24 protein-coding genes and 2 pseudogenes are annotated in these 25130 nt (G+C 60.9%); 16 read left to right on the top strand and 10 right to left on the bottom strand.

Features of this window, described 5'->3' with window-relative positions; genetic code table 11:
• Positions 1-205: 205 nt before the first annotated feature.
• A complete protein-coding gene (locus XI02_RS18260; RefSeq protein WP_157183448.1) occupies positions 206-490 on the bottom strand; it encodes a hypothetical protein in 285 nt (94 codons plus the stop codon).
• Between the two features lie 548 nt (positions 491-1038).
• The gene (locus XI02_RS45415; protein ID WP_026192608.1) at positions 1039-1410 is read right to left on the bottom strand and encodes an adenylate/guanylate cyclase domain-containing protein; all 372 of its coding nucleotides are present in this window, start codon (positions 1408-1410) and stop codon (positions 1039-1041) included.
• A 205-nt stretch (positions 1411-1615) separates the two neighbouring features.
• On the opposite strand from XI02_RS45415, the gene XI02_RS18250 reads away from it, so the two are divergent.
• Positions 1616-1762, top strand: a complete 147-nt coding sequence (locus tag XI02_RS18250) for a hypothetical protein (protein ID WP_016843837.1) — start codon at positions 1616-1618, stop codon at positions 1760-1762.
• 717 nt (positions 1763-2479) lie between these two features.
• Positions 2480-2923, top strand: coding sequence for a hypothetical protein (locus XI02_RS18245; RefSeq protein WP_129964975.1), 444 nt, complete (start codon positions 2480-2482; stop codon positions 2921-2923).
• A gap of 127 nt (positions 2924-3050) precedes the next feature.
• On the opposite strand, the gene XI02_RS18240 is transcribed toward XI02_RS18245, so the two are convergent.
• Positions 3051-3695 carry a response regulator transcription factor gene (locus tag XI02_RS18240; RefSeq protein ID WP_026192607.1) on the bottom strand — a complete coding sequence of 215 codons (645 nt, stop codon included), beginning with the start codon at positions 3693-3695 and terminating at the stop codon, positions 3051-3053.
• 72 nt (positions 3696-3767) lie between these two features.
• Here XI02_RS18240 and XI02_RS18235 point away from each other — a divergent pair, with 72 nt between their 5' ends.
• Positions 3768-5114 carry an ATP-binding protein gene (locus tag XI02_RS18235; RefSeq protein WP_244620788.1) on the top strand — a complete coding sequence of 449 codons (1347 nt, stop codon included), beginning with the start codon at positions 3768-3770 and terminating at the stop codon, positions 5112-5114.
• 10 nt (positions 5115-5124) lie between these two features.
• On the opposite strand, the gene XI02_RS18230 is transcribed toward XI02_RS18235, so the two are convergent.
• Complete coding sequence (locus XI02_RS18230; protein ID WP_016843833.1) at positions 5125-5484, bottom strand: nuclear transport factor 2 family protein; 360 nt, start codon at positions 5482-5484, stop codon at positions 5125-5127.
• A gap of 159 nt (positions 5485-5643) precedes the next feature.
• On the opposite strand from XI02_RS18230, the pseudogene XI02_RS46390 reads away from it, so the two are divergent.
• Positions 5644-5884: pseudogene (locus XI02_RS46390) on the top strand (hypothetical protein); the annotation flags it as partial.
• Between the two features lie 492 nt (positions 5885-6376).
• Entirely contained in the window at positions 6377-6583 is a 207-nt protein-coding gene (locus XI02_RS18225; RefSeq protein WP_018271019.1) for a hypothetical protein, read from the top strand.
• Positions 6584-6981: 398 nt separating this feature from the next.
• On the opposite strand, the gene XI02_RS18220 is transcribed toward XI02_RS18225, so the two are convergent.
• Positions 6982-7317 (bottom strand): hypothetical protein, encoded by a 336-nt coding sequence (locus XI02_RS18220; protein WP_125459372.1) that lies wholly within the window; start codon positions 7315-7317, stop codon positions 6982-6984.
• A 194-nt stretch (positions 7318-7511) separates the two neighbouring features.
• Here XI02_RS18220 and XI02_RS18215 point away from each other — a divergent pair, with 194 nt between their 5' ends.
• The 6 genes from XI02_RS18215 (at position 7512) to XI02_RS18190 (ending at position 13445) form a co-directional block, all read left to right on the top strand.
• Positions 7512-7838, top strand: a complete 327-nt coding sequence (locus XI02_RS18215) for a hypothetical protein (RefSeq protein ID WP_018271017.1) — start codon at positions 7512-7514, stop codon at positions 7836-7838.
• Positions 7839-8479: 641 nt separating this feature from the next.
• Positions 8480-10030 (top strand): IS21-like element ISBj11 family transposase, encoded by a 1551-nt coding sequence (gene istA / locus XI02_RS18210; RefSeq protein ID WP_080586188.1) that lies wholly within the window; start codon positions 8480-8482, stop codon positions 10028-10030.
• Positions 10027-10836 (top strand): IS21-like element ISBj11 family helper ATPase IstB, encoded by an 810-nt coding sequence (gene istB / locus XI02_RS18205; protein ID WP_016842034.1) that lies wholly within the window; start codon positions 10027-10029, stop codon positions 10834-10836. The genes istA and istB overlap by 4 nt, the downstream gene beginning before the upstream one ends.
• Positions 10837-10999: 163 nt before the next feature.
• Entirely contained in the window at positions 11000-11206 is a 207-nt protein-coding gene (locus XI02_RS18200; protein ID WP_018271015.1) for a hypothetical protein, read from the top strand.
• A 776-nt stretch (positions 11207-11982) separates the two neighbouring features.
• A complete protein-coding gene (locus XI02_RS18195) occupies positions 11983-12258 on the top strand; it encodes a hypothetical protein (protein WP_018271013.1) in 276 nt (91 codons plus the stop codon).
• Positions 12259-12599: 341 nt separating this feature from the next.
• The gene (locus XI02_RS18190) at positions 12600-13445 is read left to right on the top strand and encodes a Ku protein (protein ID WP_018271011.1); all 846 of its coding nucleotides are present in this window, start codon (positions 12600-12602) and stop codon (positions 13443-13445) included.
• A 213-nt stretch (positions 13446-13658) separates the two neighbouring features.
• Here the strand turns inward: XI02_RS18190 and XI02_RS18185 are convergent, their stop codons facing one another.
• Complete coding sequence (locus tag XI02_RS18185) at positions 13659-15095, bottom strand: IS1182 family transposase (protein WP_018271438.1); 1437 nt, start codon at positions 15093-15095, stop codon at positions 13659-13661.
• Between the two features lie 359 nt (positions 15096-15454).
• Between XI02_RS18185 and XI02_RS18180 the strand changes: the two genes are divergently transcribed.
• The 3 genes and pseudogenes from XI02_RS18180 (at position 15455) to XI02_RS18175 (ending at position 16589) form a co-directional block, all read left to right on the top strand.
• Positions 15455-15826 (top strand): transposase, encoded by a 372-nt coding sequence (locus XI02_RS18180; protein WP_018271008.1) that lies wholly within the window; start codon positions 15455-15457, stop codon positions 15824-15826.
• A pseudogene (locus XI02_RS45410) lies at positions 15784-15891 on the top strand (transposase domain-containing protein); the annotation flags it as partial. The gene XI02_RS18180 and the pseudogene XI02_RS45410, both read left to right, overlap by 43 nt.
• A gap of 482 nt (positions 15892-16373) precedes the next feature.
• Positions 16374-16589, top strand: a complete 216-nt coding sequence (locus tag XI02_RS18175) for a hypothetical protein (RefSeq protein ID WP_018271007.1) — start codon at positions 16374-16376, stop codon at positions 16587-16589.
• 879 nt (positions 16590-17468) lie between these two features.
• Here XI02_RS18175 and XI02_RS18170 read toward each other — a convergent pair.
• Positions 17469-17744 carry a photosystem reaction center subunit H gene (locus tag XI02_RS18170; RefSeq protein ID WP_075969240.1) on the bottom strand — a complete coding sequence of 92 codons (276 nt, stop codon included), beginning with the start codon at positions 17742-17744 and terminating at the stop codon, positions 17469-17471.
• 1084 nt (positions 17745-18828) lie between these two features.
• Between XI02_RS18170 and XI02_RS46385 the strand changes: the two genes are divergently transcribed.
• A complete protein-coding gene (locus XI02_RS46385) occupies positions 18829-19041 on the top strand; it encodes a hypothetical protein (RefSeq protein ID WP_371814157.1) in 213 nt (70 codons plus the stop codon).
• On the opposite strand, the gene XI02_RS18165 is transcribed toward XI02_RS46385, so the two are convergent.
• Positions 19038-19766, bottom strand: a complete 729-nt coding sequence (locus tag XI02_RS18165; RefSeq protein WP_016844137.1) for a Crp/Fnr family transcriptional regulator — start codon at positions 19764-19766, stop codon at positions 19038-19040. The two genes, XI02_RS46385 and XI02_RS18165, sit on opposite strands and share 4 nt — an antisense overlap.
• Before the next feature lie 443 nt (positions 19767-20209).
• Here XI02_RS18165 and XI02_RS18160 point away from each other — a divergent pair, with 443 nt between their 5' ends.
• A complete protein-coding gene (locus tag XI02_RS18160; RefSeq protein ID WP_018271005.1) occupies positions 20210-20389 on the top strand; it encodes a hypothetical protein in 180 nt (59 codons plus the stop codon).
• A 1005-nt stretch (positions 20390-21394) separates the two neighbouring features.
• Here XI02_RS18160 and aspT (XI02_RS18155) read toward each other — a convergent pair.
• Both aspT (XI02_RS18155) and aspT (XI02_RS18150) read right to left on the bottom strand, forming a co-directional pair.
• A complete protein-coding gene (gene aspT / locus XI02_RS18155; RefSeq protein WP_018271004.1) occupies positions 21395-23089 on the bottom strand; it encodes an aspartate-alanine antiporter in 1695 nt (564 codons plus the stop codon).
• A 26-nt stretch (positions 23090-23115) separates the two neighbouring features.
• A complete protein-coding gene (aspT, locus tag XI02_RS18150; protein ID WP_016842241.1) occupies positions 23116-24807 on the bottom strand; it encodes an aspartate-alanine antiporter in 1692 nt (563 codons plus the stop codon).
• Positions 24808-25130 lie beyond the last annotated feature (323 nt).

The following is a 25130-nucleotide window of genomic DNA, read 5'->3' as shown; positions in this document are numbered from 1 at the left end:
CTGATCGAATATGCCCCGGGTTCGCCGGGGGCTAGAGCCGGGCACGTTCATTCGCCAACCGCTCTGCCGCGAGCGACGTATTACTAACGACGCTTCGAAGGTACCGTTCCTAACGACTTCTTCATCGCCGATCCGAGCCGACGCTCAATTCGGTTGCGGCTGATGCCGATCTTGTTGACGGCCCCCTTCACCGACGCAGCCGACTTCAGGGTTTTCTTCGCCTCGTAACAATCCTGCCCGCCGGCGACGTGTGCGCCGTCCTGCGACCGCGCGCGATCTGCTTCTTCGCTTCTTTGCCATTCAGACCTTCCAATCGGGCGCGGGTCGCGTGAGCGGTCGAGATTTTTCTCGCCCGATACCAAGGATCGTCACATGGCTGCTCGTAGGCGCGGCCTGCATCGGCCTTGTCTTCTGGCGCGCGGAATCGGCAATGGTTCGTTACCTTGACGATCGGCACGTTCAAGGCAAGCCTTCTCGCGGCCATCTTCATGAAGTTGCGCCATCGCATCGGTCTCACGCTCGTCTTCGCCGGCGCCGGACTGTTCCGGCAAGGAATCCTACTAAGGCTAGGGGGAATTCTTGACGCCGACGTGAGACTTAGTTCGTCCTAGCGTCGAGCGCCGTGCGTTCATTCCTCGCTTCGGCCTCACCGACCGGCGTCGTCTTGCCGCAGTGGTTGCGCATATAGGGTCGCGACGGCCGCCACCTGCGCGTCATTCAATTGCCAGCGAACGCAGGCACGGCCGGGCCGGTGGGCTCCTTGTAGGTCGCCACGCTCTGTGCGCCTGGAGGATCACACGTGACACTGTCGTCGGATCGCCCGTGCTGACTGAGAAGATCCGGCAATGGTAGTTGCAGGCGCTGCACAAGAACATTCACCGATTTGAAAAAATTTGGAAGAGCTGATTTCGCACGACCATCCTATCTGCAAAGTATTCCTGTTCGGGATCGCTGCTCATGTTCTGGAACGAAAGTATTGCGATCGACGGTTTGTCAGGAAGCGGTAGCGATACGTTTCGGTTGAGGGTTTCGCAATCGCTAGTGCAGGTGACGATGCGATGTTGACGCCATCGCTGAATATGTCACCCCATCGATGATGACGTCGCCGATATTGATGCCTATCCGGAAGCTAATTCCACGATGGCTACCCTTGTTGCGCACTTCCATCTCATCTTGAATGGCCATTGCGCAGGTGATGTCATCTACCGCAAACTCCACGAGCATTCCGTCGCCCGTGGTTTTGACGGTCCGTCCGTTATGGCGTGCGATGGCTGGGTCGACAACCTGGCCCCGAACCGTCTTGAGGCCTTCGAGGGTCCCTAGTTCGTCAACGCTCATGAGGCGGTTATAGCCAGCGACGTCAGCCGCCAGCACTGCAGCCAATTGTCGTTCGACACGCTTGCTCGTCACACGAAGACCCCCGCTCGATCTTGCCAATCTGTGCCAGTCCAATCATGGTATAATCGAAGCTACCGCATACGGCCATGCCTTGGTTGCATCAGCCGGCTGCGACCCGCCGGCGGCAGCCGCCGCATGTTGCCGGTTTTTCCCGACATCAGGAACGAACCGGTTCCTGCCACGTTCACGGTCCGAGGCAAAACACGGAGTGGCTGAGATGGGCGCTGGCGATCAGGTCGCATGCATGTCGGTGGTGGCATTGTTCTCGCTTGCACTGATCGTGACATCGAGCCTGTTCGTGCAATCGAGGGCGGCAAAGTATCCGGCGATGCTTGCCGCGCAGCAGGTGCGCGCTCCGTTCTAGCGCTGGCAACCCGCCTCAGCTCGCTCGGACCCGGCAACCATTGTGCGGTGTGAGACAGCGCATCCGGCTGATTGCTTGATCAAAATCCCTTCCACGTCAAAGGCGCGGTCGACGCGCTCTCCTGCTCGCCGCACCCGGCACAATAATTAGCTCCGGCGCAGCCGGGGAACCGCGCCGGAGCCTTTGGGGAAGTTGATTGTGCTCGTTTAAGCAGGTCATCAACTGCCGCCGAGGCAAACCGTTCCCAACCATTTGCATATTTTCCCGACAAAAAGGACGGCGGCAAACCGGATGTTGGCGCAGCAGCAATGGTTCCCACCTGAGGAGATATGAGATGAGACGGCTCGGCAAGACGGCCGCAGCGCCATCCTTGGCGCCAGCTTCCTGGCCACGTCCGCGATCAGCGCATCGGCGGCGATCGCGTGCGCTGGGCGGGTGTGCAGGCACACCCATGAGACCTATGCCTATCCGCGTGAATCCCGCGTCGTGGTTCACGGCAATTGGCGCTGGGGTCGCGCGAGCGGTTCGCGAGCACGAAGGACGCGACTATTGGCGCGGCCGCAACTGGGTGACCTGGTGAGCGTACCGACGACATGATGAGGCCGCCCGCGGGTGGCTTCATGTTTCAGCGCATGCGATCGGCGAGGAACGTTTGCCATTTTCTCCCGTTGATCGGCGCCGGTGCCGATATGCGGTCCGGGATTGCGGTGAAGGTTGTTGATGCCTCTGGTCCGGTATTTTCTGTTTACAGGCGCGACGCTGCTCGGTCTGCTGTTTCTCACCGACTGGTATTTTTCAGCCCCGGCGCCAGTCACCGTCGCTCGCAACGACATCGATCGCACAATCATCCGCATTCGCTCGCAGCACAAATGGCCGGAGGCGATACGCATGGACACGAGCACCCCGCTCCCTGCCGCCGCGCCTGCCCTCCCAGCTTCGGCGGCTGTCGCCGCGCCGCTCCCCGCTGCGCCGCCCGCGACGGTTGCGCAGGTTGATGCGTCGCGGGCAGCTCCGCGGGCGCGCCCCGAGCGCAGCGCGCGACACGCAAAGCCCACCCGGCAGGCGCAGCGCGAGAGACGCCAGCAACTTGCACAGCGCGGTCAGCGCTTCGCGAGCTATCGCGAGCCGGAATGGCAGGGCTGGTCGTTCCCGAACTGGTGAGCCGTGAAGCTCTTGCTTGAAGATTGCCGCTACCGGTGGGTTCGTTTGGCCTGATGAATGCCGCCTGGTGTACGGCAATGAAGAATTGTCGCGTCACTGCACGCGATCAGTTCAATTTATGCAAGGATCAGCCAAGTTCCATTTCGACGGCGATCCGTACCAGGTCTGAGTGGTTCTTCGCGCCGAGCTTCTGCTTGAGCAGCGACGTGGCATTGGCGACAGTCTTGTAGGAGATGCCTAGCGCTGATGCGACTTCGACGATCTTGTCGCCGCGGCCGAGCAACCGCAAGATCTCCAGCTCCCGCGCCGACATCTGCGAGGCGGGGCTGGCCTTGATCGCGGCGCCGGCGAACGCGATCGCCTCCGCGAGATGCGGCGAAATGAACCGCTCGCCTGCCGCGACCTTGCGCACCGCCTTGACGAACAGGCGCGGATCGTCGCTCTTGGAGAGATAGCCTTGCGCCCCCATCTCCACCGCTCGCACCACGAAAGCGGGATCGTCGTTCATGCTGAACATGATAATCCGGGCGACCGGGTCGTCTTTCCGGATCCTGCGCAGCAGCTCGAAACCGGAGACATCGGGAAGCTTGATGTCGATCACGGTCACGTCCGGCCGCTTCTGGGTAAAGGCGCGCAGGCCGGCCTTGGCATCGGCGGCCTCCTCGATCTTCACCGTCTTGTCGGAAGCAAACAGGGACCGGCAGCCCGACACCACCACCGGGTGATCGTCGACGATCAATACTCTCATGGACGATTTGGACGTATCGTGCATCATTCTCTCCCCTGCCTTTGATAGAACTTCGCGCGGAAATTGAAAGAGAAGAATCGCTGAACGGAGCCCGACGTGGCAAGACTCTGGAACAGATTCTGGAACCACCTCTCACTTCGTGCCCGGCTGTTGCTGCCGATGGCTGCGATGGTGGTCGGCGCCTTGCTGCTCGGCGGCCTCGCCCTGCAGATCGTCTCCCCCGAGCAGTTCGAGAATGAAAACGCCCAGGCCGCGCGCTCCGCCGAGCGGGTGGCCAATGCGCTGAATGCCGCGCTCGCAGTTGCCGGCAACCCGCCGCAAACCCTCGACGCATTCGCAGACAAGCTCGGGAGGTCCGAGACCATCGCATTCGTGCCGCCTGGAACGCGGCCGCAGCGCAGCGCGGCGGACCGCCACCACGGCAACATTCCCGCGTGGTTCACTGCCCTGCTCAAGGTTCCCGAGCTCGGCTCCACGCATCCGATCAGGATCGGGGTGACGCATGTCGGGGACATCGTCTTTAGTCCCGATCTGTCGCCGGACATCGAGGAGAAATGGGCGGGCTTCGTTGCGATCGTCTCGTCGAGCTCGGCGCTGATGCTGCTCGCCGCGCTGAGCGCCTATTTCACGACCGGCGCGGCGCTTCGGCCGCTGGCTCAGCTCGGCGCCGGACTGACCCGGATGCGAAACGGCGATTACGATGCCGCCATTCCGCTGGCCGGCCCTCCGGAGATCCGCAAGAGCTGTGCGGAAGCCAATCAGCTTGCAGTAACGCTGAGGCGGCTTAGCCAAGACAATCGGAACCTGCTGCGCAAGATCGTCGCCGTGCAGGACGAGGAGCGCCGCGAGCTCGCCCGGGAGCTACATGACGAGATGGGCCCGCTTCTGTTCGCGATCCGCGCCAACGCTACCGCGCTGTCGGATCCCGAGGCGGAGGGCCCGCCCGAGCCGGGTTCGCCGGCGCATGGCATCCTCAGCGCAGCCGAAGCCTTGCAACAGGCTAACAGGCGCGTCCTGGAGGGACTGAGCCCGCTTTCTGTTGCGGATCTTGGACTAGCCGCAAGCGTACAGACGTTGCTGCGAAACGCCCGATCCCAAGCGCCCGGCCTCCGCGTGACATCCCGGCTCGACGATCGGCTGGATGAGCTCGATGCCCTGCTCTCGCAAACCGCGTACCGCGTTATCCAGGAGGGAGTGACTAATGCGCTCCGGCACGCTCACGCGACCACGATGGGCGTCGCGGCGACCGTCAACGGCGATCAAATCCAGCTCGAGATTTCGGACGACGGCACTGGCCTGCCGCCGGACCTGACCTTCGGGAGAGGCCTGATCGGCATGCACGAACGGGTGCGCGCGCTCGACGGAACGCTGCAGCTGGTCCGCGAGCAAGGCCAGACCATCGTGCGTTGCCGGATTCCACTCCAGAACCATGTCGCGCGATGAGGACGCGTCATCACCGCGAAGACGGGGCGCACCGCATATGCGAAATCTTGCCAAGGGCATCGAATACAAACATGATCCGAACCCGCTTGCCTTCATAGCTCAGATAATCCAGCACCACCCCGTCGTCCTGCGGCGTGATCTCCTCGAGCCCGAAGGCGTCCGCGGCCACCGTAGACAGCTTCGGCCGCCAATAATCCGCCAGCGCGGAACGGCCGCTGATCCGACTGCCCTCGCAGGCACACTCGAGCCGAGCTTGATCGGCATAAAGGTCGAGCAGCGCCTCGAGGTCGTGGCTCCGGCAGCAGTCGAGCCAATCCACCACAGCAGCCATTTCGTCAAAATGATTGGTCAAATCGAACCTCGCCAGCATCAATTGCCTGCTAGGCTTCACGAGCAGCAAAACCGCGTCGGCTGATTGAAGCATGAATGCCGCGCTGGGCTAGTTTCGTCCAGCGCGTTTCAGCATAGAGTATGAAGGCAAGCAATGGCAGACCGACCATCAGGTGGCCAGACATACCAGTGGCGTGGCCCGGTCGACCCGTCGCCCTCGATTGACCAGGCTATCAATGCCGGCTATTGGCTCGAGATAAATGCTTGCGATGCAAGACACCGCGCGCGGTCGACCTGGCCGCACTGCGCCACGTTCCGACCACCAGGGTGCACCATCTCGCCGGTCGCCTGCGCTGCGTGAAGTGAGCACGGCTGGCAAGCGCCTGGCCGCGGAGCCGCTGCAGCTGTGGCAGCGCTGCCCGATCGGAGACGAGCCGTGACCGAGCTCACGCGCCGGGCGCGACAAGGAAGCCGTCCGGGAGAAATGGGACGTCTTTCATGGCGACGTCCGCGTCGGGGCGATCGGACTGCGCACCGGCGTGCCGAACCACGCTGACCAATGGGAATGGAAATGCGGCTTCTATCAAGGCTGCGATCGGTCGACCGGCGGCCCCAGCCTCGACGTTCGACGACGTGCGCGCGGGGTTCGAAGCAGCATGGGGCGAGTTGCTGCCGACCTTGGCCGAGGCGGACTTCCAGGCGCGATCATCGCGACTGGATCGCGCGCAAGCAGGCATGTGGGACCGCGGCGAAAAGCTCCCTTCTCAACAGTCGTCGTCGCTGATGCGCTGTCCCTGCGGCGCGACGTTTGATAGCCACCGTCCGGCCGAAAGCCAGATTCACACCCCTCACATCTATGGTGCGCAAATCGACGATGAAGATGAGGGAAGACCGGCGCTGGGCGGACCCGGAGAAAGGCTGCCCGCCGGATCATGGAGCACGCCCGCGCCTTTGAACCGATCCAGGACGGCTGGATCTACATTGAGAAGATCAACTATCCGATGATCTACCAGGACAAGGCGACGCCGGCCGAATACTGGGTCGGCTCGCAGTACGCCAAGGATCAGGGCTGGCTCGAGTATCACGAGAGCGGGACGTTCGTGAGGATGCTGCAGCCGGGCAAAGACCTGTTCGCCTGACACAGCGCGATCGGCAGAGACCACGCCGGGTGCGCAAAAGCGTGGGCGCGGCGCCGTTCCGACGGCCAGCGCTACCCCTTCAGAGGTATTAAACTTTCTAAGTCTTTGTGCAGACTTACCTTAGCCAGGATTTTGCAGATCCTCCTGGGGCTAGACGGCGCCGTCCGCATGCATTTTAAGCGGGCGGCGTTCGTACATTCTGAGCCGGCGTAAAGCAGCAAGAAGCCCCGACGGGGGCTAGCGGCGTCAGGGCTTCTTCCCGGATACGATCCTCCACGGACCACATCTTCAGCGCGCGACTGGCTGGGAGCGTCGTCGAGTCTATCGGGAAACCTCAGCAATTTAGACCGCTCTCCCGGATTACCTCGACTTGACACGTGTCTAAATTCGATAATGTCTCAGTTTGAATTTTTGTCCCGCTTTGTCACGTTTACAGACGATTGCTCCATCTGCTCGGCCGTAAGACGGTAGCTTTCGGCGATCTTGAGCAGGGTGTCACGGCGGCTTGCGGTGTGTGCCACCATCGCTAGCTGCTCGGCCTCATCGGCCTTGTCGCGAAACCGCTTTGCGCTCTCGTTAAAGCGCCAGGGCACACTTTCGCTGCCGCCGAGCAGATAGTTCAAAGCCATGCGAGCGTGGAGAGAGGCTTGGGGATGGCAGCCGAGTTTCGCAAGCTCCTCTAATGCCCAAGTCAGGTACTGCTCGGCAACGCGAGTATCTGGTTTGGAACTCACGGCTCTACCCTCTGCTCAAAGCGAACCGGCCCAGGATTAAAAACCTACCCCAAGTTATCATCTGCCTATGTTCACAAGTAAACTAACCCGCCCGCCATGCGTTATGAAGCATCACCGGCTAAGGCTTTGCCCGTGGGCGCCGGTGGCTGAGAGACAAAGAGTGCTCCCGCCTGCATTGAGGAGGGAGCGCGGCTATGGCCGATCAGTGCGACATTGCCGAATACCAAGCGTGGCTTCAAAAGCTCGCTGATGAGGCGCGCAGCACAGTTCGGCATTCTATCAAGATTCTGGCCGAGAACACGCCGCCCGACACCTTCATCGGCCGCAAGACGCATGAGCCTTTTCCGCAAGAGCAAAACAGGTATGGCGAAGAAACGGACCGTGGGACCCAACTCAATACGCCAGCTAAGCGGGCGCGAGCCAGGTTGCGTCGGTTGAGTGGTAAACTGAGGCAGATCAAGCTGGAGATGGTGAAGTCCGACAGCAGCCCCGCTCCTCAGAACGTCGATACGAAGGACTAAGGGCGCCCTAAAGAAACGGCCCCAGCGAGTGGGTTTCTCGCTGAGGCCAAGGCGGTTGGATCAATCATGAGATGACAGGCCCAGATCGACGGAGGCCGACGCTTACGATGAGCGCTACGAACGATACCGCCGCCAACGCCATGAAGCTGCGCTCGACGCCGTCGTGGTGACTGAGCCTGAACACTGCGCCAGTGTGCGCCCGAATATTCATTTCCATATTTACTTAGGCATGTCAGAAGTGGTGTCGTAATCGACGCAGAGAACGGCCCCAGCGAGGGGACTGGCTGGGGCCGCGTCGGCGGCCCTGGCGAGGTGCCAGCCGGGCCGCCGCTCGACATGTGCCCCGAGTCTTCGGGGGCAAGAGCCGGAGCACCTTCATTGCCACTTCCGCTCTACCGAGGAGCGGCACGTTGCTAACGACGCTTCGAAGGCGTCGTTCCCAACACCTTCTTCGTCGCCGACCCCGAAGCCTAGGAACGTTTGCCGCGCGGCGAACAGGATGGAAGTGGAGCGTCGACCATGATGAGAGGGCTACGCCGGGCTCGTGACGCAGGGAGGGCGTAGCCCGACCGGAGTTACGAGCCCGGCGTCGGCGCGATCCACAGCGGACCGCGCCGACTGGTGATCGCGGCCGGCTGGTTATGCAAGTGGTTCTTCCGCCAAGAGGAATCACTCGCGTGCCAGGCCGACACATTACCGATCACCAAATGAGGCTCTACATGAAGTACCGTCAGACCGATAGCCCGCCCGTGGCCGCCGCCAAGGCGTCGTTCAGCACCTCGACCGCTTACCGGATCGAGCAGGATCGACGCCTTCCGTCGCAGAAGAAGGCTCCTCGCGGCCGTCGCCGGCCAGATCCCTTGGCCCGCGTATTTGAGACAGAGATCGTGCCGATGCTGAAGGCCGCCCCCGGTGTGCGGCCGGTCACGATCTTCGAGGAGTTGCTCCGACGCCATCCTGAGCTCGGCGCCGGCATCCGTCGCACGCTGGAGCGCCGGATCCGGGCCTGGCGGGCGATCCACGGCGAGGAGCAGGAGGTCATCTTCCGGCAGACCCACGAACCCGGTCAGCGCGGCCTGTCCGACTTCACCGACATGGGCGAATTGGGTGTCACGATCGCGGGCGTGCCGCTCGACCATCGTCTCTATCACTTCCGGCTGGCCTATTCCGGGTTTGAGCACGCCCATGTCGTGCTCGGCGGTGAGAGCTTCATCGCTCTGGCCGAAGGCCTGCAGAATGCCTTGTGGTCACTCGGTGGAGCGCCACGGGAGCATCGCACCGACAGCCTGTCGGCCGCCTTTTGCAATCTCGACCGCGACGCCAAAGACGATCTGACGCGGCGATACGAAGACCTCTGTGCCCATTACGGCATGCGCCCCTCCCGCAACAATCGTGGCATCGCCCACGAGAACGGGGCGATCGAGAGTTCGCATGGCCATCTCAAGCGGGCGGTCGGCGACGCGCTGTTGCTGCGTGGCACCGCCGACTTCGACGATCTCGCTGCCTATCGTGGCTTCATCGATGAGATCGTCAGCCGCCGCAATGCCCGCAACGCCAAGCGGATCGACAGCGAACGTACCGCACTTCAGGATCTGCCGGACCGCCGCACGTCGGACTATGAAGAGGTGATCGTCCACGTGACATCGTCCGGCGGCTTCACCTTGCGCAAGGTGTTCTACACGGTGCCGTCGCGCTTGATCGGCCATCGGCTGCGGGTGCGCCTGTATGACGATCACCTCGACGTGTTTGTCGGCGGCACGCATCTCCTCACCTTGCCGCGCGGGCGGCCGCATCCCAATGGCAAGCACGATCAGGTCGTCGATTATCGGCACGTGATCCATTCCTTGCGGCGCAAGCCGATGGCGCTCCTCAACCTGGTCTACCGCGACCAGCTGTTCCCCCGGGAAGCTTACCGCCGAGCCTTCGACGTCTTGCGCAAACGCTTACCGGACAAGAAGGCCTGCCGGATCATGGTCGATCTCCTCGCACTCGCCCATGAGCGCGGTTGCGAGGCCGAACTCGCCGATCAGCTCACGGCCGACCTGAACGACGGCCGGCTGCCCGACCTCAACCGGCTACGTACTCACTTCGCCCCGGATCCCGCCCAGATGCCGAACGTCGTGGTGCGCCTCGCACCGCTCGCCACCTATGAATGCCTCATCGGTACTGCCGAGATCGGAGGTGCCGCATGAGCACAACCAACGTAGTCGACACCGCGCGCCTCAATCTGTTGCTCAACGAGCTGCGGCTGCCCGCCATCAAGGTGCTGTGGCCGCAATTTGCCGAGCAGTCCGATAAGGAAGGCTGGCCGGCGGCGCGCTTCCTCGCCACCATTGCAGAGCACGAGATCGCTGAACGCAGCCGTCGCCGCATCGAGCGCCATCTCGTCGAGGCGCGGCTGCCCACCGGAAAGACCTTTGACAGCTTCGACTTCGAAGCCGTACCGATGATCTCCAAGGCGCAAATGACCGCGCTCGCCGCCGGCGACGGCTGGTTGAACAAGGGCGCCAATCTGCTGCTGTTTGGTCCGCCCGGTGGCGGCAAGAGTCACTTGGCAGCAGCAATCGGCTTGGCTCTCATCGAGAACGGATGGCGCGTCCTCTTCACCCGCACCACCGATCTCGTGCAGAAGCTCCAGGTGGCGCGCCGCGAACTCAACCTCGAGGGTGCCATCAACCGCCTCGATCGCTTCGATCTCGTTATCCTTGACGATCTTGCCTATGTCACCAAGGACCAGGCCGAGACCAGTGTGCTGTTCGAGCTCATCAGCGCACGCTACGAGCGACGCTCTTTGCTGATCACCGCCAATCAGCCCTTTGGAGAATGGAACAAGGTCTTTCCGGACCCAGCTATGACCCTCGCGGCGATCGATCGCCTTGTTCACCACGCCACCATCGTCGAGATGAACGTCGAGAGCTATCGCAGGCGGACTGCCCTCGAGCGAAAGCGTGGTCCAGGGCGGCCACCGGAGCACGCGACACAAAAAACGCTCGCTTGATTGACGCTCCGCGACAATCAAAGCAAACAAAACTCTTGCGCGCGACAATCATCGCGGCGATCATCATCGCGCCGCGACACTGACTCGCCATCCTGATCGCCGCGCTCTTCCGACCCAGATCGTCGCGCTATAAACGTTACTATGTTCAGCCGCATATAACGGTATGAGTGCCGACGATTATGCGGAGATGGCGGAGCACTATAGGCGGGCCAAGGAGGCGACCAAGGACGATTTCACGCGGCGCTTTCTGGAGCAGATGGAGCGGAGCTTCCGCGTCCTGGCCGCAAGCGAGGCTGTGCTGGAAGGCTCCAGAAGGACGCGGGACGAGCTGGAGAGGAGCCCCAGCAAGGGACCGTCAGACGAGCCGTAACACTACCGATATACTGCGGCCCCGTTTGAGCGCTTCATTCTCCATTGCCCACCTGAAATATATCGGCATTCGCCCGGCGCGTCAGCGCCGGGCTTTTGCGTTGCGGGCCAGCTTGGCCATTCGCAGATGCGAAATAGGCCGCTCAAACGAAAGGCCCGGCCGCGAGGGCCGGACCGTTTAGGACGACCGCTCAGCGTTCGTACACCGCAGGCCGGCCGCACAGCGCGTGCGGTGGTTCAAGACGTTCGCGATGAAAGTTTCTCAAATCTGTGATGGGAATGAAGATCGAACAGCACAGGGCCGTCCAACTGAGGCGGCCTTATCTCAATATGAGCATGGCAAGGCTTGCGACGAGTATGCAGGTGCTCAGTGCTACCGCCGTAAGCGAATGAGCTTTTAGCTGGTCAAGTTTACGTTCCATAGTCCTGCCCATCTGCCCCGTTGCAGTGGGAGCTTAAGTTACAAAGTGAACACTTGTTCCTATGAGCGACTCCAGCAACTGGGGGCAAAAGTGCAATCTGTGCCAACGGCACAATTACGTTTCGGTAGGTCGGAGGGGCCCGGCCAAAAATTTGTAGGTCGGCACCCAAGCTGAGTTCCAGATTTCGAGCGTCGCCCGCACAACGAGCATTCAAAGCTGCTGATCTCCCGGGCCGGGACGCTAGACACTCTCGCATTTCGGTTCCTAGCCTGCATAGCGGGCATAAGTGCCGGCCCGGCGAAGAGGCGTTGACGCAAATGCTATAATTGGCAGTGTCGATTGATTCGAGGCCACCATGAAGACCAACGCGCAACGTCGCCTGCCGCTGCAGGCCTCCCGTCCGGCTTATCGCAGTCTCGAAGGCTGGGCGCTCGGCATGCTGATCGAGCACCACGCCGTGAAGGAGTGCGAGCACCACGGTCATGCCCTCGATCGCAGCGATCCCGATGCGCGGAACCGGGCTCGCGAGGCGGCATGGAGCCAGCCCTTTTCGGGCGCCACGCCGGAAGAGTGCCGGGCCGCAATCGACGAAGTCCTGCGCGGCATCGGAGATAGCTGTCCGGACTGCTAGGCTCTAGGCTTTAGAATGGGCGCTTGTGCGGATCTTCCGTGCGTTGTCTTCGCGCTGTGTCTTGATCCAACCGCGCTCGCTCGCTTCGCCGAAGGCGGCCAGCTTTCATGACGCCGTAGACCAAAACCGCCCCGAGCACAAAGGCGCCGATGAACCAGAGCCACACCATTAGATAGGATGTCTCGCCAAGCATGGTCGCTTCCCTTGGGTTGGTTCCCCGGCAAGCGATCGATGCAACAGGAGGTTCCTATCGGCTGAGGCGCCTAATGTCGCGCTTGGCCACTCCACTTCGCTGACAGTCGTCCTATATTGATACCATTCAGTGTAGGTGGAGTTTGAGTATGGCCCCGCGCGCCAATTGGAAGGGCTTTCTGCGGTTGTCCCTGGTGACGTGCCCCATCGCACTGTTCCCGGCGACCTCTGAATCCGACAAGATCAGCTTCAATCAGATCAACAAGAAGACCGGCCATCGGATCAAATATCTGAAGGTCGACGCCGACACCGGCGAAGAGGTTGACTCCGACGACATCATCAAGGGCTACAAGGTCGATACCGACCGATACCTCGAGGTCACCAAGGAGGAGCTCGAGAACATCGCGCTGGAATCGACCCGCACCATCGAGATCGACGAGTTCGTGCCCAGGAGCGAGATCGACGATCTGTATCTCGTGCGGCCCTACTACATCGTCCCCGATGGCAAGGTCGGCCATGACGCCTACGCCGTCATCCGCGAAACCATCAGATCGCTCGACAAGGTAGCCCTCGCCCGCGTGGTTCTGACCAACCGCGAGCACGTCATTTCGCTTGAGGCGCGCGACAACGGACTGATGGGCATGCTGCTGCGCTATCCCTATGAGGTGCGCGATTCAGCCGAATACTTCGAGGACATCCAGGACGTGAAGATCACGAAGGATATGCTGGATCTAGCCAAGCATATCGTCGAGCAGAAATCGAGCCACTTCGAGCCCGATAAGTTTGAAGACCGCTATGAGCAGGCGTTGCAGGAGCTGCTCGACCAGAAGCGCAAAGGCGAACCGATCGCAGCGACACGAAAGCCCGCGCCGAGCAATGTGTTCAATCTGATGGACGCCTTGAAGCAGAGCATCCAGAGCGGCGGCAAGGCGGCGCCCGCGAAAACGACGAAGGCGAAAAAGGCGCCGGCCAAGCCGAGCCGCAAAGCGGGCTAGTGGACCTCGAGGGCCTGGTTTCGAAGCATCTGTTGGTGGTGGCCAGCCTGATAGCTAGGGCGTGTACTCATAGATCCGTTCCCCGCGTGTGCGGGGATCGCGGGGGTCCAAAGCAGGCGTCGAACGACGCTAAAGTGAGTGTCCGCTAAGGGCCCAGGCCGTGTGAAAATCGCGCAACTCGGGGCGCTGATTAGGTCGCTCAGAGGGCCGGCCTCACGCCCGCATCGCCTCCAGCAATCCGCCCACGCCCACGATCATCATCACGCGCTTCATATTGTAGGCGAGGACGTTGAGCGCCATCTCGGTGGCCACCTTTGGCAGATTTTTCGTGAGAAAGTGTGTTGCTCCCATCCAACACTTCATTGTGCCGAACGGATGCTCCGCTGTCTGACGGCGGACACCCATTGCATTGGGGTTGTGGTCGAGCCGATTCTGAACTCTCTCCAGAACAGCTTCGTGCTCCCAGCGTGAGATGCGGCGCTCGGGGCCTGTCGTGCACTGAGCTTTTAGCGCGCAGGTTTTGCAGGCGCTTGTCCAATAGCGGCGCAGTGTCTTTCCGTCCTCTATGTTCGTATAGTGATAAGTTAGCCGCTCGCCGGCGGGACAGCGATAGACATCGTCGGCAGCGACATAGACGAAGTCCTGTTTGCCGAAGCGGCCAGCAGCTTTGGCGCCCGAAGTCATCGGCTTCGGCAACGTCACCGTGATGTCGGCTTCCTCGCAGGCCTTGATCTCCTCTCCATCGTAATAGCCGCGGTCTGCCACGGCTTCGAGCGTCTCGACAGCCATCTCGTCGCGCGCCCGCCCGGCCATGTTGGCGAGTTGGTGGCGGTCGGTGCCCACGTTGGTCACCTCGTGAGCCACGATGAGATGATGCTGCGTATCAACTGCAATCTGAACGTTGTAGCCAACGATCCCGGTGTCCTTGCCACTTGTCGCCATCGAGCGCGCGTCAGGATCGGTCAGCGAGATCTGCTTGTCCTCGCTCTTCATCATCTCCGCATTGATCGCATTGAGCCGGACGGTCTCCTCTTTGAGCTTCTCGATTTTACCTTTCAACCGCTCAACCTTCGCCTCTGGCACCGCATCGCCGTGCCGATCGGCGGTCTCGAGCTGCGAGAGATAGCGGGCGATGCTCTCGTCGATCCGCTCAAGGCGCCGCTTCATCTTCGCCTCAGTGAAGTTCTTGTCCCGCGCATTGACGGCCTTGAACTTCGATCCATCGATGGCGACGCTCGCTGCAACAAGCAGATCAAGCTTGCGGCACAGCGCGACAAACTCGCGGCAGACCTCACAAATGGCCTTGCCATTGTCCTTGCGGAAATCCGCGATGGTCTTGAAGTCCGGCGCCAACTGCCCGGTCAGCCAGATCATCTCGATATTGCGCTGGCATTCTCGCTCCAGGCGTCGGCTCGACGGCACGCGATTGAGGTAGCCGTAGATGTAGAGCTTGAGCATCATGCCGGGATGGTAGCCGGGTCGCCCCGTGTCGAGTGACTGGACGCCAACGAAGCCGAGCTTATCCAGATCGAGCCCGTCGACGAACACATCAACCGCACGCACCGGATTGTCCTCGGACACGTAGTCGTCGAGCAGTGCAGGGAACAACGTGCTCTGTGCGCGATCAACCCCTTCCACGAATCCCGCCATCGCTCGTCCCCGCCGATTCATCGGAGAATACTAATAGCAGAGGCGGAGTTTTCACACGGCCTGGGCCAGTTGCAGACTGGTCGGCGGTCAAAGGCTAGTCTGGGGTTTCCCGGCTCATTCCGATTGCATGGAATGTCTTTCCGCAAAGGGGTCGACGGCCCGAAGATGTTCACCGATGCCTGCAAGCTCGGCTACGAGGGCGTGTGTCGAAAGATGCGCGCTGCCTTCGAATAGGGGTCGAAGTGAGGCTGGTTGATCATGGGCGGCCTATATTGGCGCGTAAGCGCTGTTCAGCGGCCACCTACCGGATGACAGGGTGATCTGCGAGTCTGCGGTTCGGTTCGACCGTTAGGCTTAGAATGAACACAGTGCATACTGCTATCACGGAGCCGGTGCGGCGGCTTGAGGTCTTCACCGGAGCCGGTCGTCGGCGGAAGTGGAGCAACGAGGACAAGGCGCGGATTGTCGCGGAGATCGTGTCGAGTGGCGACTCGGTGTGTTCCGTGGCACGACGGCATGGCTTGTCACCGCAGCAGCTGTTTGGCTGGCGGCGGCAGTTGCGAGAAGCCGCAGGCGGTCATTTCGAGGCGGACGAAGTACAGTTTGTGCCGGCGGTGGTGGACGCCGTGGTACCGGCGCCCGCTCTTGGCCGTGAGCGCAAAGGAATGCGGTGCAAGGCCAAGCCGGATATCTGGCCGACGTCCTCACAAGGATCGTCAACGGCCATCTAAACAGCGATATCGATCAGCTGCTTCCTTGGGCCTATCGCGCGCAATCCCTCAAAGCCGTGGCTTGAGAACGACGCTTACATTGGCGCCCGCAGAGCGTGGGGACATCAGCCACTCGGCCAGATGAGCCGCCGCTTCGTCGCGCTGGGATCATTTTGAACGAGCGCAGGCAATACTCGAGAGCGAGCGCGGCCCTTGGATCAGCGAAATTCGAACTGAGCCTTGTCGAACAACGGAACCGGCCTGTCGCAGAGCCACCCTTGTCGACAATTACGCGAGCCCCCTGTCTCGGGAATTGCCATCTATTCCAAAAAAATGGCTTCAGCCGAAGGCGCTGAAGCCAAGTCTCCGCTTTGGTCGTCGCCGGCGACGGTAGCGTTCGACGCCGGCAGAGTAAAACCGCCGCTTCATCCTGCCGTTCCTATTGCAACTTATTCCCGCCATGGCCTGCCGAAAAACCCTGCAGCGCAAGGTCGAATTCAAGGAACGGCTAGCTCTTGGAAATGATTAAGCTCACACGGCTGCAACTGCACAGGTGCGATGGACTAAGATGTACAAAGACTCGATCATGGACGAGTTGCGGCAGATTGAACGTGATGTTGTGGAGGGAGAAAAACGGCTCGCGGAGCAGGAGGCGTTGCTGATCGAGTTGAAGCGGTCAAACGAAAGCACCATCAAGGCTCAAGCTCAGTTCGAGATGATGCGAAAAGCTCAACTTGACCGCGAACAGCGTCGACAATGTCTGCTTTCTCTTTTGCATCCGTGATCTAGGCAATTTGCTGCATCTCGCGGGACAGTTACCACCTAAAGAAAATCAGCAGCCCGCCAACGATCCAGAGCGGCGAAAATCCGAGTAACATTGACGTCCAGAACCGCAGTTCTCGTTTGAGCCGGCCGCGAAAGACGACACAGGCATTTCGGAGCCGTTCAACCTGGGTCCGGCTAATCAAGCATGGCGCTGAGCCGCAATACTGAGAAATCCGACGATCAGAGTCCAGTCTCGGCGCTCTTCTGTCATAGCTTGCCTTCACGAAAGCGAACTGCCCAATGCCCCGGGAGAGCACTGAGCCCGATGCCCGTCCCACCTCCTGAGAGCAACCTCCCTTGCAACTCCACAAATTGCCACTTGTTCCTGAAAGTAAAACGGCCTCAGCGCGGTAGGAATCGCTGAGGCCGCGCTTTGCTTACATACTGCGGCGTCAGACGTTGTGGGGCGGGATCAGCGCCTGGCTTGAGAGTAACCCAACTTCGTCAGGCCCGCTCCTATGAAAAGGACGGCCAGAAGGCTTTGGGCGCAATCGGCCTGTGCTGGGGGCGCGTCCTGTTAGGCAGCACAAAAAAGATGGCCCCAGCATCCGGATCATGCTGGGGCCAGGCCAGATCGAGGACCGCTGTCCGCCGAGAAGCAGCGAGCCTGTTTCCAAGGCTGAAACAATACGAAATGAAAGTTATCTGGCCTATTGTTCGGATGCCGCTACTTTTCTGGCTCCACTAGCTAAACGCATATGCGGTCAGGCTAGCGACGAGAACCAAGACACTCAGCGCAGTAACAGACGCAAATGTCCGCTCCACTCCATTCATGCGTTCCATGGTTTTAAGCCCGCTCGTAGGAAGCCGATCGTCGCAGTGTGCAGCAGCGGAGTCATTAACCTTCGTGAATCTCGCGCCGTAATTTGGTTTTGGCGATTGGCTTTCTTGAGAGATCCCCTTCCAATTGCTTGACCATCGCTATTGGCCATCGACCTTCATGTCCCGCAATTGCAATGCGGAGCCCATGGACGTCATCTACAAATACGTGCTCAATTGTGCCGGCTTTCCCATCGGACAAGACGACCCCCTTGCCCACCAACTCTTTTTCGGAAGCATGAAGTTCGGAGAGGATGTTTAAAGCGCGTTTGCTGCAGTCAAAAAACTCGTTCATGGGTACGCAACTATCCTAAATGTAATCTGAAGCTGCGATCGATTTACGCTGGGGTCGAGCGGTAGCCCACGCCATATGAGCGCCACGCTCGAAGACGAGTTTTCTATCATGCGGGCACCGCGTCATTAGCACATGTGAACCGCGCTTATGGGGGCCTGCTGCTTTCTGGCGGGGCGTCTTCGTTCCCCAATTTTCATCACGAATGGAATGAGGAACCTAGTACGCCCATATCCGACGCATTGATCTTGCAAAGTGGCGGGTAGGCCTGGCGCCTATAGGGAATAGCTCGCGCTCGAAGACCAATTGATGGGGGCGATGCAAGGACATCGCCATGAGCACCGATCATCTCGCTGCAATTGCGATTGTACCGCTGATGCCGGCTTGGCCGCCTCCATTCCGTCAGCTCGGTAACCTTTGACAATACGACCGTCACCGGCGGCGCGAATAGCGGCATACGTGAATGCTTTCGTGCCTCAGTCCGGCGGCTAAACACCCTCCAATCAAGGTACCCACCGCCCTGCCGCGCCGCAGCATATCCGCAGCGTTCATCGAGCTCGTATCACTTTCGCCAGGCCGTCCTAGTTGACGGCCGGGCTTTTGCGTTAAACCGAGGCTGCTAGGTCGCGGGTTCGGCAGATAAATTGCGACAAAGGCTCAGGCTCACCGCCGCGACCTGCCTGTTAATGTTGCATTCGGTGCAAAAGAGAACCGCCAATCCGGGTACGGTCGGGCTTGGCGGCTCCGTCCTCTTAGTCGACCGCGAGATCACACCACGAGGCTGAGCTAGCTTAGATCGGTGGCGACGATAGTCGAGACCGGACGCCTACGGTTTCCGCGACAATTGCTCAGCGCTGGGGCATGACAGGGCGCGCCTTGTCGTAGCACTAGCGGAGCGCATTTGGCTCCCCGGATCAGGTAACCCAATCGTTCTATCGGTTGCTATTTTCCCCGGTACTATGCGGCGGCTGCGGCCCGCTCGGACCGGCCGTGTGGCTTGTACAAAACCTAGAGCACACTCGGCTAAATATGAAAGTGAGATAGACCCTCTAGTTCGACGACGAGTTGCCGGCTACGCTCCTTCTCCATTTCGAATGACCGTCCGTTTGATGATCCCGATGGCGAGGAGCTGCTGAACGACGAGGTGGCCTGGCAGAAGGCCGTGATGACGGTTCGCGATGCCGAGTCCAATCTGGATCCCGACAAATCCAATCGTCGGTCGATCGTGGTCAAGCGAGAGGAAAACGCAATCTTTCAGATCGACGTCACCGCCAAGCGCATCGTCTCCCCTTCGAGCTAGCCAGTCGGCTCCAAGTGAAGATAGGCCGGATCGAATCCGGCCAATTCCTCCAATTTATCGTGGTCCAGAATGCGGTAGTGTGGCCGCTCGACTTGCATGATACCTTCTTGCCGCAGTTCCTGCAGCGTGCGGTTGACGTGGACCGTCGAAAGTCCGAGACAATCTCCAAGATCGGATTGCGTAATAGGGAAGTTGAAATCACCGTCGCTCGTTCGACCGACAGCCCTCAATCGACGATGAATTTCGGCGAAAAGGTGGGCCATACGCTCGTCCGCGGACCTGCGGCCGACATTGACGATCCATTCCCTAAAAATCGCCGCGTCAATGAGCGTTTCGCGCCAAAGCGCACCTGTCACATTCGGGCGCTGCTTGCACAAGGCCTTGATCGCTTCATGAGGGATGAAGCCAAGCGTGCAGGGTGTCAGCGTCGTGAAATCGTGATCCATGACGTTGAGGTAGAGGCTCTGCAGATCCGGTATTTCGCCGGGAATGTGCAACGAGAGGACTTGCCGCTTGCCGTCCTGCGTGATTTTTGCACGGTACGCAAATCCTTCGGCAAGCAGGCAAGACTCCTTTGGTCGGCTGCCATCGGCGACAATAATGTGCTGAGCCGGGACTTGGCGTTCCTGGATCGGAAGCTGCTGAAGTGCCTGAATATCATCGCTGTCGAGCCGGTTGGAGGCAGTTAACTTTGTGATCAGGCTAGTCGCGATGTTTGAAGTCATCGGCGTTCTTCCCGCATTGGAGGAAATGAGCGTAGCGCCGGCGGTGAAATGCCTGCTTCGCCAACGGATGATCGGGAGCACGACACTCTCAGCCACCGGCGCCCAATTGATAGTTGCCGATGATGCTTAGATAACAATTGGGGGGACCGCGATGTTCCTCGATAACCTGGCTGAAGCCCGGCAGTCTGAAGGTATGGCCCGATGGAGAAGCCATACTCCAGATTGATCGACCGGCGGCTCGAGCAACTCCGAGCGCACCGCACCAACATCCGGCATTATCGGTGGCTCCTGAAAACGCAGCTTTCCGACTTGGAGCGTCAGTTCATCGAAAGGCGCATCGGCGCGGAGCTCGAAGCCGTGCAACGCGTGGCGTCTGACGTACCCCCCATCGGTACGTGTCTGACGTCTATCCCGACGGCCAGAACATCGGGAAAAGGCCATCCATGATCGACCTTCAAATGACACTTATTCGCGGCAGCGAGAAGATCATCGACCAATACCAGTATCTCCTGGCTACCGCGACCTCGGAACGGGAGCGCGAGCGCTTTCGCCAACGCATCAACGAAGAGCAACTGCTGCTGGACAAGCGTCGGCAGCCTGAGCAACCCGCTCGCGCAACGTGACAGAACGGATGACATGGCCGCATGGGTGAATTGAAGAGCTTGCCCCTGGACGAAGCCATCCGACTTCGCTGGGTCTTGCGGGACATCAGAGCCAGGCGCTTTATCGTCAACCCGCTCGGTCCGGCTGACGTTCAGAATCTCACCCAGATGGGCTACGTCGAAAACATAACATGCTCCCCGTTCGCGGTATGAGGAACAACTCGGCCGTCTTGAGGAAGCGCTAGCGAAGGGTATCAGCGCGGGCGACGGAGAGGCCGCCGAAGCTATCAGGGACCTCGTCGAGACCGTCACCGTTTTCCGCGATCCAGAGCGGCCGGGCGGCGTAACTGTGGAGATCGCAGGCCGGCTAAATGCCCTGCTGGGCGAAAAGGCCTATCCGAACCGCGTCAAAGGAGTGTGGGGAAAGATAGTAGGGGGGAGCGCTACCAACCCACACTGCATCTGTTCTCAGTCAGACCACCAAAGCCGCGCGATGCTGATGCGGCGGCTCCGACAATTGAAATTGGTTCGTCAGCGAAAGTGCCCTGCCCTGCGAAAATTCATGTCGTGCATGTCCGCCTGTCTGACGGGGCACCCCGTTCGAACCTGCTCACATTGCCCGCCGTGGGATTTTTCTTGATCTCCCGGTGCACACGTCGTGCACACGCCACCTTCTAATTGGTTGAAAAAATTGAACTCTCGCTCCAATCCATCATCGGGGCGACGGAGAACAGATAGTCTCGATATTCCAAATAGTTATCCCATCTCTACCATGGACTGGAACAGGAACACGTGCACACATGTGTACTCCAAACCAGTCGGAATTGCGCACGTATGTACCTCATTTGATCTCCCGATGCACATGCAGCGCACACGAAAATCGGGGTGAAGTGCACACGCAATGTCGATCTTTACGAAGCCGAAATCGGGGAGCTGCACGTTCCGACATTCGGTGTGCGCAGCGATCTGGCGAAGCCACCGGCGGGCGGGTTGCGGTCGTCCGGACCTGGGGGAGTCCCTGCCCCGTCATCCGGCGAAAACGACGACCATGACCGATCCCCAGGTTGTCAGCAGAATATTGGAGATCGGATAGGCGGGCGTGTAGCCAAGCACGACCACGGAGCTGCCCGAGCGCTCCTGAATGGCAGCCATCGCGGCCGTGACCGTCTGTGCGCCGGTCAACGCACCGAGCAAGAGGATCGGGTTCATGCGCAACACGAAATGGCCGAAGCAGAAGCCGACGATCTGCGGCAACAGGGTGACGATCATGCCGCCCAGCAGCAGCCCGATGCCCGACTCGCGTATCGCGGCAAGGAAGATCGGCCCGGCATGAATCCCGGTCAGGCCGACGAACGCAGCCAGTCCGAGCGACGTCATCAGGCTGATGGCGCCGTCGGGGATTCGGCCGAAATACGGCAGACGCGTGCGGAGATAGCCGACCAGAAGTCCGGCGAGCAGCGTGCCGACGCTGGTGCTCAGCGAGATCGTGACGCCACCAACCGAAAAGCTCACGAGAACGCCAACGAGGCCGCCGAGGAAAATCGCAAGCCCCAGCACCACGAAATCGATCGTGGTGCTGGGCGCAACGATGACGCCGATATTCTTGGCCGCATTCTGCACCACGGCTTCAGGACCCACGATACGCAGCAGATCGCCGCGCTCCAGAACCGTGCCGGCAGCGATCGGAAGCGCTTCACCACCCCGGCTCACGGAGCGCAGATAAAGGCCGCGCGTCCAGTCTTGTTCCGACGCCTGCTGGAGGCTGCTGCCCGCGAGCTTCGTGTTGATCAAGAACACGTCCGCCGCGACCACGGGGATATCGAGGAGCTCTCGGTCCTCGACCTCCTCCCCGCGCGGTCCGATCAGCTCGACGATGATCTGGCGCGGCGCCGACAGCGCGACGACATCGCCTGCCGCGAGCACCGTTGCAGGCTCCGCCTCGAGGATGCGCTCGCCACGGCGGATGCGGTGGATGAACACGCGCTGCCCAGGCACGCGGGCTTCGGTCGCGGCAACCGTCAGCCCAACGATCGCAGCGTGAGCATCCAGCCGGTAGGCGCGCAGTTCGAACTTGCGCCAGGCCGACGCGAGGCCGGGCTTGGCGCGCGTGATGCCCAGGGCCTGTTCCAGTTTGAGCGCTTCGGTCTTCAGATCGATCTTCAGCAGCGCCGGAACGACAATCGTGCAGAATGTGATCACGCCGGCATAGCCGAAGATGTAGCAGACCGCATCCGCGACCGCGATGTGCGAGACAAACAACGCGCGCTCTGCCTCGGACACAGGCAGGGAATTGACCGCATCGGTCGCCGTACCCATTGCAGCGCTCTGGCTGAGCGCCCCCGACAGGAGCCCGGCGGCAAAGCCGGGGTCGAGCCGCAGCGCGCGTGCCACGACGATCGCCGCCGCAAGGCCGGTGAGGCTCACGACAACGGCTATCAGCATCGGCTTCAGCCCGTCGCGCTTCATCGCCAGCACGAATTGCGGACCGACCGAATAGCCGACCCCGAACAGGAACAGCAGGAACAGGAACGATTTGGTCATGCTTGAGACGGGCACATGCGCAAAATCGCCGACCGCGAGCCCCGCGAACAACGCGCCCGTCACCGGGCCAAGACTGAAAGCGCCGATCCTGAAGCTCCCGATCCAGTAGCCCGCCGCGATCACCAGGAACAGCGCGAGCTCCGGATAACGAACGAGAAATTGCGCCAGCCAGGTCAACATCGTCTCAACACGGTCCCGGGCCGCGGCTATGTCATCATCATCACCAGCACCATGCCCCAGATCGTCAGCAGCGTGTTTCCGACCGCGTAGGTGACGGTGTAGCCAAGACCGGGAATCTGGCTCTTCGCGCGGTCGTTGATCATGCCCAGCGAAGCGGTCGTGGTGCGCGCGCCGGAGCAGCATCCGAGCAGGATCGCGTCGTGGAAGCGGAACACGTATTTGCCGACAAACATCGCCAGGATCAGCGGCACGGTGGTCACGACGACGCCCCAGAGGAACAGGCTGAAGCCGAGCTTTTGCAGGCCGGCGACAAATCCCGGGCCCGAGGAGATTCCGACCACGGCAATGAAGACGTTCAGGCCGACCGAGTTCATGAACCACACGGTGGGTGACGGGATGCGGCCGAAGGTCGGATGCACGGATCGAAGCCAGCCGAAGAACAGACCTGAGATCAACGCGCCGCCGGAGGTGGACAGCGTGAGCGGCACACTTCCGATCTTGTAGACGAAGGCGCCGACAAGGGCGCCGATCGCGATGGCGGCGCCGATGAACGCGACGTCGGCAACGTCGGTCGCGCGATCCGGCCGGCCCAGCAGCCTTGTGGTGGCGGCGACATCGGACGTGCGGCCGACCAAGGTGAGGATGTCGCCCCGATTGATCTTGGTGTTCGGCAGGATCGGAATCTCGGTCGCGATCGCGCCCCGGGCGATCCTGCGCAGGAATACGCCGCGCGCGCCCGGTTCCTTCGCCAGCTGCTCCAGCGTCTTGCCGTCGACGTCCTTGCTGGTGACGTAGACATCGACGCCTTCGATCGGCACCGCCAGCAGCTCGCGGTCGTCAACCTCCTCGGCCTGCTCGCCGATCAGCTGCACCAGCACATCGCGGCGCCCGGCCACGGCGACGACATCGCCGGCATGAATCACGGTGTCGGAGGTCGCCTCCACGATCTTTCCGCCCCGCCGAAGCCGGAGAACGAAGATGCGATGATCGGGAATCAGCGCCTCGGCCTGCTCGACCGTCTTGCCGACGACCGGCCCCCGCTCGCTGACGCGGTAGGCACGCAGGTCGAACTGGTGCCAGGCCGTGCCCGGGCCGCCCAGCTCCTTCTTGCCGCCATGCTCCTCCTCGTATTTCTTGCACGCGGCTTCAAGGTCGATGCCGAGCAGCGCGGGCCCCAGCAGCGCCAGCACGATCGCCGACCCAACCGTGCCGAAAATATAGGTCACGGCGTAGGCGACCGGCATGGCATCGAGCAGCTTCTTGGCTTCATCTGCGGGCAGACCAAGGCGATTGATGGCGTCGGTTGCGAGGCCCATCGACGCAGAAATCGTCTGCGAGCCGGCATAGAGCCCGATGGCCGATCCGACGTCGTAACCGGCGAGCTTGGCGCCGAGATACGCAGACAGCAGACAGAAGACACAGACCACCGCCGCGAAAACCGCCTGCGGAACGCCGTCCTGCGCGATGCCGCGCACGAATTGCGGTCCGACACCGTAACCGATTGCGAACAGGAACATCAGGAAGAAGAACGGCTTCAGCGGCCCCGAAATGGTGATTCCGATCTGGCCGATGATGACAGCGGCGACCAGTGTCGCGGTGACCGCGCCCAGTCCAAGACCCTTGTAGGTGAAGGATCCGAAATAGTAGCCAAGAGCCAGCGAGAGGAAGATCGCAATTTCGGGATAAGTGCGGAGCGTCTGGAAGAGCCAATCGATCATGATGTCACCCGTTCATGCTGTCCCGGGGCTTCGGCGTGCGCCCGCTTCGATCTCGTCAGGGCCGAAAACGGCGAGCAACCGTATCGGTCGACATCAGATGGCGGCTGGCGAGCAGGATGTTGATCTATGTCAACCGCAACTGCGAGAGCCTTGCGATTTCATGATCTTGCCGACACTACGCATGTGCTGCGCACCTGCATCGTGAGCGGCGATCCGTCGCAGCGATCGCATCGCCAGCGCGCGACCGTTGACATAGATCAAGGCTCGTCACCGGTCGCCGATCATGCTGCGCGCGATTGCGCAGGCAACAGAGCCTGTCGCCT

The sequence above is a fragment of the Bradyrhizobium sp. CCBAU 21365 genome (assembly GCF_015291305.1).
GTDB classification, from domain to species: Bacteria; Pseudomonadota; Alphaproteobacteria; order Rhizobiales; family Xanthobacteraceae; genus Bradyrhizobium; species Bradyrhizobium elkanii.
This window is presented reverse-complemented; position numbering and strand designations above follow the sequence as displayed.